The following is a 15,034-nucleotide window of genomic DNA, read 5'->3' as shown; positions in this document are numbered from 1 at the left end:
CAGCAACTCCAGGCGGCAGGCGACCGGCCCACAAAAAGGCAGAAAATGGCCGGTAACCGCTTGGTAACTGCCTATTTTAACAAGCTCAGGCGGCCGGTATCGCCGGCATACCGAGGCGATAGCAAGTGGTATAGGGTGCGGGAGCCGCCGTCTGCCCAAAACTGCCATGGTGCAAGGCCATGATGCGCTGGGTGATTTCATGGCCCAGGTGCAGGCTGTCCACGGGCTCCGCAGCGGCGGTCTGCCCGGTGCGACCACCATCGTCGCACACCTGGAGCCAGCAGTGGCCGCCTTCCGGAGCTTCGTCCAACCCGCCCTGCACCTCGATCTGCGTGCCGGGCGGCGTATGGCGCAAGGCGTTTTCCACCAGATTGCGCAAAGCCACCTCCAACAGAACCGCATGGCCGCTCACCCACAGGGCATCAGGCATTTCCACGGCCAGGCTGCCGCCGTGCTGCCACGCAGCCTGCGCATACTCTGCCGCAACCGTACGCGCCAGTTGGGCGACATCCACAGGCCGGGCCTGCTGCGTCAGCGCCACCCGGCTGCTGCGTGCCAGCGCGAGAATCTGGTTGAGCACATGGCCTGCGCGCAAGGCATCGCTGCGGATGCGCTCCACCGCCTGCGCCTGCTGCGGCTGCGGCAGCCCTCCCTGCAGGGCCTGGGCGTGCAGGCTGATCGACGCGAGCGGCGTGCGCAGCTCGTGCGCCACTTCATTGGCGAGCTTGCGCTCGTGCTCCATGGCCTCGTCGTTGCGGTCGAGCAAGGTGTTGATGGAGTGCGTGACCGCACGGAATTCCTGCCAGTCATGGCCAGTGGACAGGCGCTGGCCCTGCTCGGGCTGCAGCGCTTCCACGTCTTGGGATAACTGGTGCAGCGGCCTGAGACCGGCGCGTATCGTCAGCCCCAGCACCAGGGTGACCACCGGCAGCAGCCACAGTCCGGGTAGCACCATCTGGCCTGCAATGTCGTCGGCCAGATCGTCGCGCTCCTGCAGGGCCACCATTACCGTCACCTTGCGGGTGTGTTCGGCGTTCCATTGCGTGAAAGTGCGCCAGGTCTGCTTCTTGGCGCCAAGCTCCGCATCGAAGAAGCCTTCGCGCTCGTCAGCAAACTTCAACCGTGGCGCGCTGCCCACATTCAATAGCATATTGCCCTGGTCGTCCCACAGCTGCATGCTCATGGACTGCTGGTAATCATGGGCGCGCAGGCCCGGCAATGCCACGCGCGGCGTCGTCTTGCCCTGGCCAAAGGCGTCGGATACCGGCAGGTTCAGCACCAGGGCGGCCACGCTGGCGAGGTGGCCATCGGTCAGCTCATCGGCCTCTTCCACCCCCGCCTGGTAGCCCCAGAACACGAAGCTGGCCCACACCACCGCCAGCGCACCCAGAATCCATACCTGCAGGCGCGTCTGCAGGCGCGGCAGGCGGTGCGATGCGGCAGATGCATTCATGCGCCAGCATCCTGCGGCATGAAGTAGCCCACGCCGCGCATGGTCTGGATATAGTCTGCGCCCAGCTTCTTGCGCAGGTGGTGGATATGCACCTCGACTGCATTGCTCTCGACCGAGGCGTCAAAGCTGTAGAGCTTTTCCTCGAGCTGCTGGCGCGACAGCACCCGGCCATGGGCCTGCAGCAGGATGAGGAGGATGGTGTAGGCACGCGGAGACATCTCCACCAGGGCGCCATTGAGCCGCACCTGGTGCTGCGCCGGGTCCAGCACCATGTCGCGGTAGTGGATCAGCGGGTTGGCGCGGCCCGCCGCCCGCCGCACCAGGGCCCGCAGGCGTGCCTGCAGTTCCTGGGCATCAAACGGCTTGGAGAGGTAGTCGTCCGCCCCCAGGTCCAGCCCTTCGATGCGGTCATGTACACCATCGCGCGCAGTCAGAATGATGACGGGCGTTGCCGGATCGGGCAGGGTCTTGGCCAGGCCTGTGGGTGCCGGCGCGTTGCGCAGCCGCTGCAGCAGGCTGGTGCCATCGCCATCGGGCAGCCCCAGGTCCAGCAGCAGCGCGTCAAAGCCTTCCGTGGTCAATGCCGTCCAGGCTGCGGCAATGCTGCTGCACCAGTCCACAGCATGGCCGCGCTGCTGCAGGTTGGCCTTGAGCCCCTCGGCAATGCCGGCGTCGTCTTCAACCAAGAGTATTCGCATGCCAGCCATTGTGCATGAGGGCGACCTGCCTCTACATTAAGAAATGCTTAAGCGCAGCCGCGCATGCTGCATGCCATGCAATCGTCTCCGAGTCTTGCGCTGTCCGCCAACGCCAGTTCCACCCCCACCACCCGCTGGATCGTCATCTCCCTGATCGGTTTCGTGCTGGCATCCCTCTGGGATCTAGCCGGGCAGGATGTCGCCATGGCCCGCTGGTGGGGTACGGCCCAGGGCTTTGCACTGCGCGACAACCATTTTCTGGTGACCTACATGCACGAGGTGATGCGCATGCTCGGCTGGATCACCGTGGTGGTGCTCAGCATCGGCGTGTGGTTTCCCTTTGGCGCGCTGCGCCGCCTGCCGTCGGCACGGCGTGTGCAACTGGTGGTGGGCATTCTGATCGCACTGGCCGTGGTGGCCATTGTCAAGCGCAGCAGCGCCACCAGCTGCCCCTGGGATCTGCAGCTGTTTGGCGGTGTGGCCGATTACGTGTCGCACTGGCGCTGGGGCGTGCGGGATGGCGGCGGCGGCCACTGCTTTCCTGCCGGCCATGCTGCCGCTGGCTTTGCCTTTCTGGGCGGCTACTTTGCGCTGTACCGCGATGCCCCGCGTGCTGCACGCTGGTGGCTGGCGATTGCGCTGGTGCTTGGCCTTGCCCTTGGCATCGGCCAGCAGATGCGCGGCGCCCACTACATGAGCCACACCCTGTGGACCGCCTGGCTGTGCTGGACGTCGGGCCTCGCCGTGGATGCGATTGTGCAGCGGCGCAAGGCCACGCAGATTTGATGCGAAACGCTGTTTTTTTGATAGCGCCTGGCGCTTGTTGAATGGATGAGAAGCGGTGTTTTCCACACCGGCTTCGGCACTCGCGGCCGTCACCCGGTTTTTCATGAAAAAAGAGCTTCTGGCGCTCGCCATCCAGGCGCCAGAAGCTCTTTTTTCGATAGCAAAAATCCCAATGCCCGGTATCACACCACCCGGGAGATCTTCATCATGTTCGTGCCACCGGGCGAGCCCATGGGTTCGCCGCAGGTGATGGCGTAAATATCGCCGCTTTGCACAATGCCACGCGCCTTGAGGTGTACCTCGGCCTGACCCAGGGCCGTATCGCGGTCGGCGCTGGTATCCATCAGCAGCGGGCGGACGTTGCGGTACAGCGCCATCTTGCGCTGCGTGGCCACCTTGGGGGTGAGCGCGTAGATCGGGATCTGCGTGCGGTGGCGGCTCATCCACAGCGCCGTGGAGCCGCTGTCGGTCATGGCCACCAGGGCCTTGGCACCCAGGTGCGTGGCGGTGAAGAGCGCGCCCAGCGCAATGCTCTGGTCGATGCGCTGGAAGGTCTTGCCGACGAAATCGGTGTCGGCCGCCCAGTCGGCCGAAGCCTCTGCAGCAGCGCAGATGGCAACCATCTCCTGCACGGTTTCCAGCGGGAACTTGCCAGCGGCCGTCTCGGCGCTCAGCATCACCGCATCGGTACCATCGAGCACGGCGTTGGCCACGTCGCTCACCTCGGCGCGCGTGGGCACGGGGTTGGTGATCATGCTCTCCATCATCTGGGTGGCGGTGATGACGACCTTGTCCATCTCGCGCGCCAGGCTGATCATCTTCTTTTGCAGCGCAGGCACGGCGGCGTGGCCCACCTCCACGGCCAGATCACCACGCGCCACCATGATGCCATCGGAGACACGCAGAATGTCTTCGAGGTGCGGAATGGCTTCGGCGCGCTCGATCTTGGCAATCAGGCCGGGGCGGTGGCGGTATTCGGCTGCGGCGACCATGCACAGCTGGCGCGCCATTTCCATGTCGGTTGCTGTCTTGGGGAAGCTGACGGCCACATAGTCGGCCTGGAAGCTCATCGCGGTCTTGATGTCTTCCATGTCCTTGGCCGTGAGCGCTGGCGCCGTCAGGCCGCCACCCTTCTTGTTGATGCCCTTGTTGTTGGACAGCTCGCCGCCGAGCTTGACCGTGGTGTGGACAGCATCGCCGCGCACGCTGTCCACCGTCAGCACGATCAGGCCGTCGTTCAACAGCAGCACGTCGCCCGGCCGCACATCGCGCGGCAGCTCCTTGTAATCCAGACCCACGCCGTTGATATCGCCAGGCTCGGCACGGCTGGCATCGAGCACGAACTTGGCGCCCGGCTCCAGCATGACCTTGCCTTCGGCAAACTTGCCGACACGGATCTTGGGGCCCTGCAGATCGGCCATGATGGCCACTTCACGGCCGGCACGCTGCGCGGCATCGCGCACCATGCGGGCACGGTCCACATGGTCCTGTGCCTTGCCGTGGCTGAAATTGAGGCGCACCACATTCACGCCCGAGCGGATCATCTCTTCCAGCAGCGCCGGATCGCTGGAGGCTGGGCCTAAGGTGGCAACAATCTTGGTGGCGCGGCGAATCTTGGGGGAAGCCATGGATGTTTTCCTGAGCGTTGTGTTTGTCTCAAACGGGAAGCGGCAACTGTTTCATGTAACTGTATACAGCTTCATTCTGTAATCGAGTTTCCATTCTGACACCAAAGTCACGGTTTGCGGTTACCAACCGGTTTCATTCGATGTGCACCTGCACAATTGATGTGCTTTGGCCACGTTGCAAGAAAAAACGCCTGCTGATGCAGGCGTGGCATACGCAACAAGCTACATTTTCAATAGCGTTTTGCGTGTAATTCATATGTTTACAGGTCTGACGGGGCTGGCGCGCCATCGCGCATCAAGGCCTCGATCTCATCGGCTGCCACCGGCACGCCGCGCGTCAGAAGCTCGCAGCCCGTTTCGGTGATCAGCGCGTCATCTTCGATGCGGATACCGATGTTGTGGAACTGCTCGGGCACACCCTCGGCCGGGCGCACATAGATACCGGGCTCGATGGTGGTGACCATGCCCGCACGCAGGATGCGGCTGGGACGGTTGATGATCAACTCGCCCGAGAGCGGATCGCGCCGCTCGCTGATGTGCCCCACCTCGCTCGGCTCCACATAGTTGCCGCAGTCATGCACATCCATGCCCATCCAGTGGCCGGTGCGATGCATGTAGAACTGGAAATAATTGCGGTTTTCGATCACATCCTGCACATTGCCGACCTTGTTGCCGTCCAGCAGGCCCAAGTCCAGCATGCCCTGCGCCAGCACGGCCACCGTGGCGTCATGCAAGTCGTTGAAGCGCTTGCCAGGCAGGGCAAGAGCAATGGCGGCATCCTGACTGGCCAGCACCAGGTCGTACAGCGCGCGCTGCGGGCCGCTGAATCTGCCATTGGCCGGGAAGGTGCGGGTGATGTCGCTGGCGTAGCCGTCGAGCTCGCAGCCGGCATCGATCAGCACCAGATCACCGCTTCTGACGGGCGCGGCATCTGCGCGATAGTGCAGCACGCAGGCATTGGCCCCTGCCGCCACGATGGAGCCGTACGCCGGGTACTGCGAACCGTGCTCGCGAAAGGCCTGCAGCAGCTCGGCATCCAGATGGTACTCGCGCACATCCTTGCCCGCGCGCAGCATGCGTGCCGAGCGCTGCATTGCCAGCACATGGGCGCGCGCACTGATGGCGCCGGCGCGGCGCAGGATGGCGATTTCGTGCGCATCCTTGATGAGGCGCATCTCGTCCAAGATCGCACACAGGTCACGCTGCTGCTCGGGCACCAGGGCGCCATAGCGGGTACGGGCGCGCACGGCATTGAGCCACTTGGCAACCACGCCTTCGAGCCCCGGATGGATGGCAAACGGATACCACACCACCGTGCGGTTTTCCAGCATCCTGGCCATGCGCGCGTCCTGCTCGTTGATGGCAAAGGCTTCGCTCACGCCCAGCGCGGGCACGGCGGCATCGGGCCCCAGGCGGTAGCCATCCCAGATTTCGCGCGCCAGATCCTTGGGCGCACAGAACAGGGTGCTTTTTCCATCGGCCGTGATCACCAGCGTTGCATTCGGCTCGGTAAAACCGGTCAGGTAGTAGAAATAGCTGTCGTGGCGATACAGGTAGTCGCTGTCGCGGTTGCGCGGGTGTTCCGGCGCCGTAGGAATGATGGCAATGCCACTCTCGCCCAACTGGCGGGCGACCTGGGCGCGGCGCTCGGCATAGATGGCTTGGGCGGGAATGGCGGGGACGTTGTTGTTCTGCATGGTTCTATCCTAGCGCTGCTCCCAAAGCCCTGCAGCCATAACGCGGCCTCGCCTGCGGAAATTGGGGTAAACACTAGCGCTCATAATTTGATAGCAATCTGCGCCCCATATACAAGCACCAGCCCTGATATTGACCTTAAAAACCGCATACCGGCAGCGCGCCTAGTTCGACTTCACCCATAATGCGCGCATGCCCCACCGCTGGAAACCCAATGTCACCGTGGCCGCCGTGATCGAGCGCGATGGCCGCTTTTTGCTGGTAGAAGAAGACACTTCGGACGGTGTTCGCCTGAACAACCCTGCCGGGCATCTGGACCCTGGCGAGTCGCCCATCCAGGCCTGCGCCCGCGAAGTGCTGGAAGAGACCGCATTCGATTTCAAGCCCACGGCGCTGCTGGGCATCTATATGAATCGCTTTGTCCGCACCAAGACCGGCACGGATACGACCTATATGCGCTTTTCCTTCACCGGCACCCTGGGCGCATTCCACGAAGGCCAGCCGCTGGACGATGGGATTCGCCGCACGGTATGGATGACCCCGGACGAGATACAGGCCGCCCATGACGCAGGTCAATTACGCAGCCCACTGGTGCTGCAGTCATTGAACGATTACCTCGCCGGACAGCGCTTTCCGCTGGGGCTGATCTACACCGATGCGTCGGTGCTGGTAGAGCCCGAGACGGGCGCTTAGAACGTGTTGACGATCTCCTGAGGCCGTACTGCCGCGCAGGCGATAGCGCGGCAAGCTGCCCCGTGGCAATGTGGACGCCTCACAACGAGGAGACGACACCGTGCCACGCCAACACCCTGCCTTCCCGTCCATCACCCCGCCGCGCCGCGTGCTGCGTCTGGCGCTGCCTTTGGCTGCAGCGCTCCTGGCTGCAGGCTGCAGCTCGCTCGCGACCGCGCCCACCTCGCAGAGCCAAGCCAAGATTGCCGGACTGGAAAAACCTGCCGAAGTGCTGATCGACCAATGGGGCGTGCCGCACATCTATGCCGGCACCACCTACGACGCCTTCGTGGTGCAAGGCTATATGGCCGCGCGTGACCGGTTGTGGCAGATGGACCTGTGGCGCAAGCGCGGACTGGGCGAAATGGCCCAGGACTTCGGCCCTGCCTGGGTCGAGAGCGACAAGGCTGCGCGGGCCGTGCTCTTTCGCGGCGACATGTACCGCGAATGGCTGGCCTATGGCTCGGACTCCAAGCGGGTGGCCGAGGCCTTCGTGGCCGGGGTGAATGCCTTTGTGGCACAGACGCAGGCAGACCCCGGCCTGCTGCCCGAGGAGTTCAAACTGCTGGGCTACCAGCCCGCCAAATGGGCAGCAGAAGACACGGTACGCATCCGCCACCACGGCCTCACGCTGAACTTTACCAGCGAGGTGGACCGCGCCCAGGCCTTTTGCGAGGGCAAGCAGAACGGCGCCCGCGTGGACTGGCTGCGCCGCGAGCTGGTGCCTGATGTGAAACCGCAGATCCCCGAAGGGCTGGAGGTGTGCGGCCTGCCCGGCAAGGAGCTCAAGCGCGCCTATGCCCTGGCCACTGCCAGCCCGCGCTTTACCAAGGAAAACGTCAAGGTTTCCGCACAGGACATGGCCCCCGAACAGCTGCTGGCCCTGTCCGAATCCACACTGAACCAGCCCGATGCCAACACCCTGGCCAGCTATGGCAGCAACAACTGGACGATTGCGCCCGGCATGACCACGACCGGCCGCCCCATTCTGGCCAACGACCCGCACCGCGCGCATGGCGCGCCCAGCCTGCGCTACATCTCGCACATCTCGGCCCCTGGCATGGACGTGATCGGCGCGGGCGAGCCGTTTCTGCCCGGCATCTCCATCGGCCACAACGGTCGCATTGCCTTTGGCCTGACGCGCTTCTACATGGACCAGGAAGACCTGTACGTGTACGAGACCAATCCGCAAAACAGCAAGGAATACAAGTACCAGGGCCGCTGGGAGCCCATGACCCGCGTCACGGAAACCATTGCCGTCAAAGGCGCGGCCAAACCCGTCATCGTGGAGAACTGGTACACCCGCCACGGCCCGGTGCTCGCCGCCGAAAACAACAAGGCATACGCCCTGCGCGCAGCCTGGCTGGACCTGGGCATGGCGCCCTACTTCGGCTCGATGGACTACATGCGGGCGCAGAACTTCGACCAGTTCCGCGCCGCAATGAACCGCTGGGGCGCTCCGGGTGAGAACCAGGTCTACGCCGACAGCAGCGGCAACATTGGCTGGATTCCCGGCGGCCTGACACCCATTCGCCCCAATTGGGACGGGCTGACACCCGTGCCCGGTGACGGCCGCTTTGAATGGACGGGCTACCGCAATGGCGACGAGCTGCCCTGGGAGTTCAACCCCCAGCGCGGCTACGTGGTGACCGCCAACGAAAACAATGTGCCGCCCGGTCATCCGCTCTACCAGAAGGGCATTGGCTACGAATGGTCGGATGCGGCCCGCGCGCAACGCCTGCATGGGCTGTTCGAAAAGGCAGCCAAGGAAGGCAGAAAGCTCAGCGTTGCCGACTCCGAAGCCTGGCAGACCGACATCGTGGCCGTGCCAGCGCAGCGCCTGCTCCAGCTGCTGGCGCCGCTCAAGAGCAACGATGCACAGACCGCGCAGGGCCTGGCCATGCTGCAGGGCTGGGACGGCACCATGTCCAAGGACAGCCCCGCCGCAGCGCTGTACGAGGTCTGGAGCAACGCCACCTTGAAGAAAGCACTGACCGACCGGGTGCTGGCTGCAGGCGAGCGCAGCTTTGCCAAGGACACCAGCGCCACCCGCATGATCACGGTGCTGGAGACCCCCCAGGGATGGATGAGCCCGGCCGAGCGCGACCAGGTGCTGCTGTCCTCCATTGCGCCTGCCATGCAGTGGCTGCAGGGCAAGCTGGGGGCCGATGCGAAGAGCTGGACCTGGGGCGACCTGCACCAGGCGATCTTCGTGCACCCCCTGGCCGGTGTGGTGGACAGCGCCACCAGGCAGAAGCTCAATGTCGGGGCTGGCGGCATCGGCGGATCGTGGGCCACGCCCATGGCCACCAGCTACAACGCAGACACCTACCAGCTGACTTCGGGTGCGTCTTTCCGCATGGTGGTGGATGTGGGCAACTGGGATGCTTCGCGCGTGGTCAACACGCCCGGCCAATCGGGCAACCCGGCCAGCCCGCATTACCGTGACCTGGCCAACACCTGGGCGGCAGGCCAGTACTTTCCGCTCGCCTATTCACGCAGTGCGGTAGAGAAAGCCACGCGCGAGCGCATTGCGCTGACACCGCAATAAACCCGTCTTTCAAACCCGGCCTTCGGGTGGCAGCAAAAAAGGCGATCCGGGGATCGCCTTTTTCCATCTGCTGGTTCGATATCTGCAATATCTATCTGCAATGTCTGCGGCCACGTTGAGCAGGTTTTTGGACCGTGCTTACAGCAGCGCCAGCCGCAAGCCTTCCGCCGAGAGCCCATAGGCCTGCATGAATACCTCGTAGGCCGCATGCGTGCTGGCGTCTTCCAGCGTCTCCAGCCCCACGCTGTGCAGGTTGCCCTGCAGCTGCTGGCCTTCGCGCAGCGGCTGGTTGCCCAGTTGCTCCGCCAGGGCGTAGCTGCCATCGGGCAGTTGCAGGCCGATGAAACCCGTCTGCGCCTGGTAGGCGATGACATGCGCTTGCTCCATGGTGGCTCCTTGCAGTTTTGGCTTTATTGCTACTTATTCAATAGCTATTGGTGCTTTATTTGCTTGCGCTGGCACGCGAATAGCTATTCATCAGATTGCGGTAGTCAGGGATGTGGTTGCTGAACAGGGTGCCCAGCCCTTCCACATCGTTGCGCCAGTCGCGGTGCAGCTCACAAGCCACGCCAAACCAGGTCATCAGCTGAACGCCCGCTGCTTCCATGCGGCGCCAGGCCGAATCGCGGGTGATTTCATTGAACGTGCCGGATGCATCGGTCACCACGAACACTTCGAAGCCTTCTTCGATGGCCGCCAGCGCCGGAAAGGCCACGCACACCTCGGTCACCACGCCGGCAATGATCAGTTGCTTCTTGCCGGTGGCCTTGACGGCCTTGACGAAGTCTTCGTTGTCCCAGGCATTGATCTGGCCAGGGCGTGGAATGAACGGCGCCTTGGGGTGCGCCTGCACCAGCTCAGGCACCAGCGGGCCGTTGGGGCCATCTTCAAAGCTGGTGGTCAGGACGGTGGGCAGCTTGAAGTAGTTGGCCAGATCGCTCAGCGCCAGCACATTGTTCTTGAACTTGTCGGGATCGATATCGCGCACCAGCGAGAGCAATCCCGTCTGGTGATCCACCAACAGCACGGCGGCATTGTCCTTGTCGAGGCGAACATAGGGCTTGTGGGACATGGTCGTTCCTTTTCAGATCAGTCGGCGGGCGTTGCCCGCCAGGAGCGTCTGCAACGAAGATTCGTGCCTAACGCCTGGAATGAATATTAATGATGGAACGATCAAAGATAAATCACTGAAATTTGCATTCATCGTTCAAAAATATGAACGATAGACCGTGCACGCAGCATAGCCCTAGCGCAGCAAGCGCCCGCTGCCGGGGCGGATAATTGCGCCCATGGTTAAACAGCGCATCGTAGTGGGGCTGAGTGGCGGCGTGGATTCGGCCGTCACCGCGTATTTGCTCAAGAAGCAGGGGCACGAGGTCGTCGGCATCTTCATGAAGAACTGGGAAGATGACGACGACAGCGAGTACTGCTCGTCGAACATCGACTTTGTCGACGCCGCCGCCGTGGCCGACGTGATCGGCATCGAGATCGAACACGTCAACTTTGCGGCCGACTACAAGGACCGCGTGTTTGCGGAATTCCTGCGCGAGTACCAGGCGGGCCGCACACCCAACCCCGACGTGCTGTGCAATGCCGAGATCAAGTTCAAGGCGTTTCTGGACCACGCCATGCGTCTGGGCGCCGAAAAGATTGCCACCGGCCACTACGCACGCGTGCGCCAGAACCCAGAAACCCGGCTGTTCGAGCTGCTCAAAGGACTCGATCCCGCCAAGGACCAGAGCTATTTCCTGCACCGGCTGAACCAGGCGCAGCTGTCCAAGGCCCTGTTCCCTGTGGGCGAGTTGCGGAAGACCGAGGTGCGCCGCATTGCCGAAGAAATTGGCCTGCCCAATGCCAAGAAGAAGGATTCCACCGGTATCTGCTTCATCGGTGAGCGCCCGTTCCGCGATTTCCTCAACCGCTACATCAGCAAGGAGCCCGGCCTGATCCTGGACGACCGCAACCGCAAGCTGGGCAAGCATGTGGGACTGTCGTTCTATACGCTGGGCCAGCGATCGGGCCTGGGCATCGGCGGCGTCAAGGAAAAGGGGGCTGCACGCGGCGCGGGCGACCATGCGCCATGGTTCGTGGCACGCAAGGATCTGGACAAGAACATCCTGCGCGTGGTGCAGGGGCACGACCATCCCTGGCTGCTGTCGCATGCCCTCGATGCCGACAATACCAGCTGGATTGCCGGCCACCCGCCAGCCGCAGGCACCTACGGCTCCAAAACTCGCTACCGCCAGCCCGACTCGCCTGCCAGCATCGGCGCCGATGCGACGAACAGCCACTTCCACCTGGATTTTCCAGAGGCGCAATGGGCCGTGACACCCGGCCAGTCAGCCGTGCTGTATGACGGCGAGGTCTGCCTGGGCGGCGGCATCATCGCCCAGGTGGGGGCGGAGGCAGGGGTAGCGCATGCCACGCCTGCCAAAGCTGCGCTCTAAGCTCTAAGCGATAGACCTACACTGGCGCAACGGGCGCTGCCGGCTTGGCAGGGTCCTGCGGCAATTCGTCGCGCAGGATCCATGCCGCCTCCTGCGTGCTGGGGTGCTCGGGGTAGCGCATTTTCATGCGCATGAAAACGCGCACCGCCTGATCCGGCTTGCCCAACCCTTGCTTGAGCACCCGAACAATCAGCTCCTGCGCCTGCGGGATCACCGGGCTGCCCGGGTAGTTCTTCTCGAAATTCTGCAGCACCGCCAGCGCATGCGATCCTTGCTGGCGCTTCCAGGCGGTATGGGCCAATGCCAGGGAGGCCTCGGCAGACTCCAGCTTGAAACCGGGCATGCGCTTGTAGCAGCTGCCCCATACCTCCAGTGCTTCGCTGGCCTGGTGTTTGCGCAACAACAGGTCGATGAACTGCTGGCCATGGCGCGCAAGTTCTGCCGTCTTGTCAGTGAGCTTGAGCACACGGTGGTAGCGGCGCTGGTCGGCCACATTGTCATAATTGAGGCGCTGCCATTCGCGCGCCTCGTCCTGCGCGGCCTGCATGTCGCCGTTCTGCACCAGTTGCGCAACCGCGGCATCGCGCCGTTTGGCCTCCGCGGCCTGCGGGTCGACCTGCACCGTGCTGCCGCCTTCGGCCTCGGGCGCCTTGTCGGGCTCAATGCCGAACTCCGCATGGTTCTGGTACATCACATAGCCGATCATGGCCGCAATCACCCACAGAAAGTAGATGATGGCAAAGGCCATCAGCGGCGCCAGCATGGCCTTGGGCACCAGCACCAGCAAAAAGCCCATGGCCATGGGCGCGCCCTGCATCAGCAGGAACAAAAACAGGCACAACAGGAAGTACGGCAGCCCGATGCCGGCAATCGTGCCCAGCAGAATGAACGGGTTGATGGCCGACGACAGGCTGCCCGTGCTGATCAATACCATCAAGGTGACGGGAATCAGGAACGACGACCCCAGGTTGCCCAGCACGCCCAACTTGAGGCTGGCCTGCGCCAGCATGCCGATGACAAAGCCGTGCACCAGGAGCACGCCAAAGAACTTCCAGGGCAGCACCTTGAGGTCGGCGTCCAGCGGGTAATGGTCATAGTCGCTGCTGTCCAGCACGCCACGCGATGCATACGCCGCCGTCTTGAAGGCATAGCGGCTGACGGCCAGCATCAGGCCCACAAACACCGCAATCCCGATGAGCAGCCCCATGAACATGGCATAGGCACACAGCGACAGCACCACGGCGTACAAGAATGGCGTGCGCTGGAATGGAAACAGGAAAAAACTGTTGAGCTTTTGCCAGAAAGGAGGAATGTTCCAGTTGGCGCTGTCGTTGTCGACTTCCGGTTGTGAACGCGATAGGCCCATGGCCGCCCCTGTTGTCTATGGACTATTGTGAAAATTGCAAGTTGCAACTTTATGTATTGTCAGAAACGATCATAAGGCATAACTTCACAATCCCTTTACAAAACACAGACGGGGCAGAGGCCCATGGCTCATCGCACAGCCCCGCCCAGCCAACGCGTCACTGGCTCGTGCGGTGCCGCCTGCTGCAGCGCGGGCAGCCAGCGGCGCGCATCATCCATGCGCCCGGCTTTGGCCAGGCCATTGGCCAACAATGACAGGGTGCTCGGCCATTGCGGGTGATCCGCAGCCTTTTCCAGCTGCAGGCACAGCTTCTGTGCGTCATCCCATTCGCCCAGGCGTACAAAGCCCGGCACCAGCGCATGGAGCGTGTTGCTGCTGATGCGCGGTACCGGCTGGGCGCGCTCGCAGTACACACGCCAGCTGCGGTGCTGCAACTGGCGCTCAGCATCGGCCCTGGCAGGCAGCTTGAAGATGGTGCGCGCAGCCAGGTGGAAATCATCGCTGGCAGGGGCATGGCGGGCGCTCTCGAACCAGGCGCGCAGAATCTTGGGATCGGTGGGCGCCAGCTTGGCTGCCTCGCGCCACGCACGGGCCGCACGGTCAAACGCCAGCGCATCGGTATGCTGCTGGGCACGCTGTACGGCCGCCTGCAAGGCATCTGCCTGCGCCTTGGCGGCCTGCTTGTCGCGCGCAGCCTCCTCCACCACCGACTCCTTGCGCCGCAACTGCAGGTACAGCGCCATCAAAATGCCCCCTGCCACCAGGCCGCCAAAATGCGCCATGTAGGCCACACCGCGCCCGCCTATCCAGTGCTGCGCGAGCTCGAACCCCATCCACACCGGCAGCAGCACCAGCGCGGGCCAGGTGGCGTAGTTGAAGTAGAACGCCAGCATGTAGAAGAACCGGATGCGCCGCATGCGGTAGAGCACCACGTACATGGCCATCAGCCCTGCAATCGCACCTGATGCACCCAGTCCGTAGCTGCCCATGCCCGCATAAAACAGGCCAGCAAACAGCGATGCACTGATACCGGCAATGACATAAAAGCACAGGTACAGCCCCGCACCCAGTGCCATCTCCAGCGTGAAGCCGAACAGGAACAGAAACACCATGTTGCCCAGCAGGTGCCCGGTGCTGCCATGCAAAAAGGTGGAGGTGAAGGCCTGCACAGGCTGCAGACCTGCGCCGGGCTCGTAGCTCATGGCCCAGCGTGATGTGAAGGGCTTGGGCTCCTGCGGCGCAAAGCGGGCGCGGGCCGCCTGCCATTCGGCATGGAGCGGATCGCCAGGCCGGATCACCTCGCCCGCCAGCAACTGGCGCCGAAAGCGGCCTTCTTGCCACATCAGCGTGTACAACTGCTCGTAATCCTGGGATTTTTGCAGGCCCTGGGCCATGCGCACCAGTTGCTTGCTGATGCGGCTGTCCTTGTTCTGGCTCTGCGCATCCAGGTATTTGACGAACTCCGGCACCTCCATCGCAGGAAGCGCCGTGTGCGCGTAGGTCTTGGCAGCACGCTCAGCTCCCCGCTCCTCACCTTCCTGCCAGACCCAGAACACCAGGCAGTTGATGACGATCAACAGCACGGTCATCCATGGTGGAGACTGCCAGGAGGGTTTGTTTTCAAGCGGGATGGCGATGAACATGGCGCATATTGTGCGGTGGCACGGCAGCCACGCTG

12 protein-coding genes are annotated in these 15,034 nt (G+C 63.2%); 4 read left to right on the top strand and 8 right to left on the bottom strand.

Annotation, left to right across the window (positions count from 1 at the left end; genetic code table 11):
* Positions 1-85: 85 nt before the first annotated feature.
* Positions 86-1,453: a histidine kinase dimerization/phospho-acceptor domain-containing protein gene (locus tag ACH2DG_RS00590; RefSeq protein ID WP_395023787.1), complete on the bottom strand. Its 1,368-nt coding sequence runs from the start codon at positions 1,451-1,453 to the stop codon at positions 86-88.
* A complete protein-coding gene (locus ACH2DG_RS00585; RefSeq protein WP_395023786.1) occupies positions 1,450-2,151 on the bottom strand; it encodes a response regulator transcription factor in 702 nt (233 codons plus the stop codon). The genes ACH2DG_RS00590 and ACH2DG_RS00585 overlap by 4 nt, the downstream gene beginning before the upstream one ends.
* Positions 2,152-2,226: 75 nt before the next feature.
* Between ACH2DG_RS00585 and ACH2DG_RS00580 the strand changes: the two genes are divergently transcribed.
* On the top strand, positions 2,227-2,937 hold the full coding sequence (locus ACH2DG_RS00580; protein WP_395023785.1) for a phosphatase PAP2 family protein: 711 nt from the start codon (positions 2,227-2,229) through the stop codon (positions 2,935-2,937).
* A 182-nt stretch (positions 2,938-3,119) separates the two neighbouring features.
* Here the strand turns inward: ACH2DG_RS00580 and pyk are convergent, their stop codons facing one another.
* Both pyk and ACH2DG_RS00570 read right to left on the bottom strand, forming a co-directional pair.
* Positions 3,120-4,565 carry a pyruvate kinase gene (gene pyk / locus ACH2DG_RS00575; RefSeq protein ID WP_395023784.1) on the bottom strand — a complete coding sequence of 482 codons (1,446 nt, stop codon included), beginning with the start codon at positions 4,563-4,565 and terminating at the stop codon, positions 3,120-3,122.
* A gap of 260 nt (positions 4,566-4,825) precedes the next feature.
* Positions 4,826-6,262 (bottom strand): aminopeptidase P N-terminal domain-containing protein, encoded by a 1,437-nt coding sequence (locus tag ACH2DG_RS00570; RefSeq protein WP_395023783.1) that lies wholly within the window; start codon positions 6,260-6,262, stop codon positions 4,826-4,828.
* 190 nt (positions 6,263-6,452) lie between these two features.
* Here ACH2DG_RS00570 and ACH2DG_RS00565 point away from each other — a divergent pair, with 190 nt between their 5' ends.
* Together ACH2DG_RS00565 and ACH2DG_RS00560 are read left to right on the top strand one after the other, a co-directional pair.
* Positions 6,453-6,953 carry an NUDIX hydrolase gene (locus tag ACH2DG_RS00565; RefSeq protein ID WP_395023782.1) on the top strand — a complete coding sequence of 167 codons (501 nt, stop codon included), beginning with the start codon at positions 6,453-6,455 and terminating at the stop codon, positions 6,951-6,953.
* 130 nt (positions 6,954-7,083) lie between these two features.
* The gene (locus ACH2DG_RS00560) at positions 7,084-9,543 is read left to right on the top strand and encodes a penicillin acylase family protein (RefSeq protein WP_395024118.1); all 2,460 of its coding nucleotides are present in this window, start codon (positions 7,084-7,086) and stop codon (positions 9,541-9,543) included.
* 138 nt (positions 9,544-9,681) lie between these two features.
* Here ACH2DG_RS00560 and ACH2DG_RS00555 read toward each other — a convergent pair whose 3' ends face one another.
* Together ACH2DG_RS00555 and ycaC are read right to left on the bottom strand one after the other, a co-directional pair.
* On the bottom strand, positions 9,682-9,930 hold the full coding sequence (locus tag ACH2DG_RS00555; protein ID WP_395023781.1) for a hypothetical protein: 249 nt from the start codon (positions 9,928-9,930) through the stop codon (positions 9,682-9,684).
* Positions 9,931-9,985: 55 nt separating this feature from the next.
* Complete coding sequence (gene ycaC / locus ACH2DG_RS00550; RefSeq protein ID WP_395023780.1) at positions 9,986-10,615, bottom strand: isochorismate family cysteine hydrolase YcaC; 630 nt, start codon at positions 10,613-10,615, stop codon at positions 9,986-9,988.
* Between the two features lie 217 nt (positions 10,616-10,832).
* Between ycaC and mnmA the strand changes: the two genes are divergently transcribed.
* Positions 10,833-11,990 carry a tRNA 2-thiouridine(34) synthase MnmA gene (mnmA, locus tag ACH2DG_RS00545; RefSeq protein WP_395023779.1) on the top strand — a complete coding sequence of 386 codons (1,158 nt, stop codon included), beginning with the start codon at positions 10,833-10,835 and terminating at the stop codon, positions 11,988-11,990.
* A gap of 16 nt (positions 11,991-12,006) precedes the next feature.
* Here mnmA and ACH2DG_RS00540 read toward each other — a convergent pair whose 3' ends face one another.
* Together ACH2DG_RS00540 and ACH2DG_RS00535 are read right to left on the bottom strand one after the other, a co-directional pair.
* Positions 12,007-13,356, bottom strand: a complete 1,350-nt coding sequence (locus ACH2DG_RS00540; RefSeq protein WP_395023778.1) for a tol-pal system YbgF family protein — start codon at positions 13,354-13,356, stop codon at positions 12,007-12,009.
* Between the two features lie 128 nt (positions 13,357-13,484).
* Positions 13,485-14,999: a rhomboid family intramembrane serine protease gene (locus ACH2DG_RS00535; RefSeq protein WP_395023777.1), complete on the bottom strand. Its 1,515-nt coding sequence runs from the start codon at positions 14,997-14,999 to the stop codon at positions 13,485-13,487.
* Between the last annotated feature and the right edge of the window lie 35 nt (positions 15,000-15,034).

Source organism: Comamonas odontotermitis, assembly GCF_040396735.1.
GTDB lineage: Bacteria > Pseudomonadota > Gammaproteobacteria > Burkholderiales > Burkholderiaceae_C > Comamonas > Comamonas odontotermitis_C.
The sequence above is the reverse complement of the archived record's forward strand: the minus strand, read 5'-3'. Positions and strand labels throughout refer to the sequence as shown.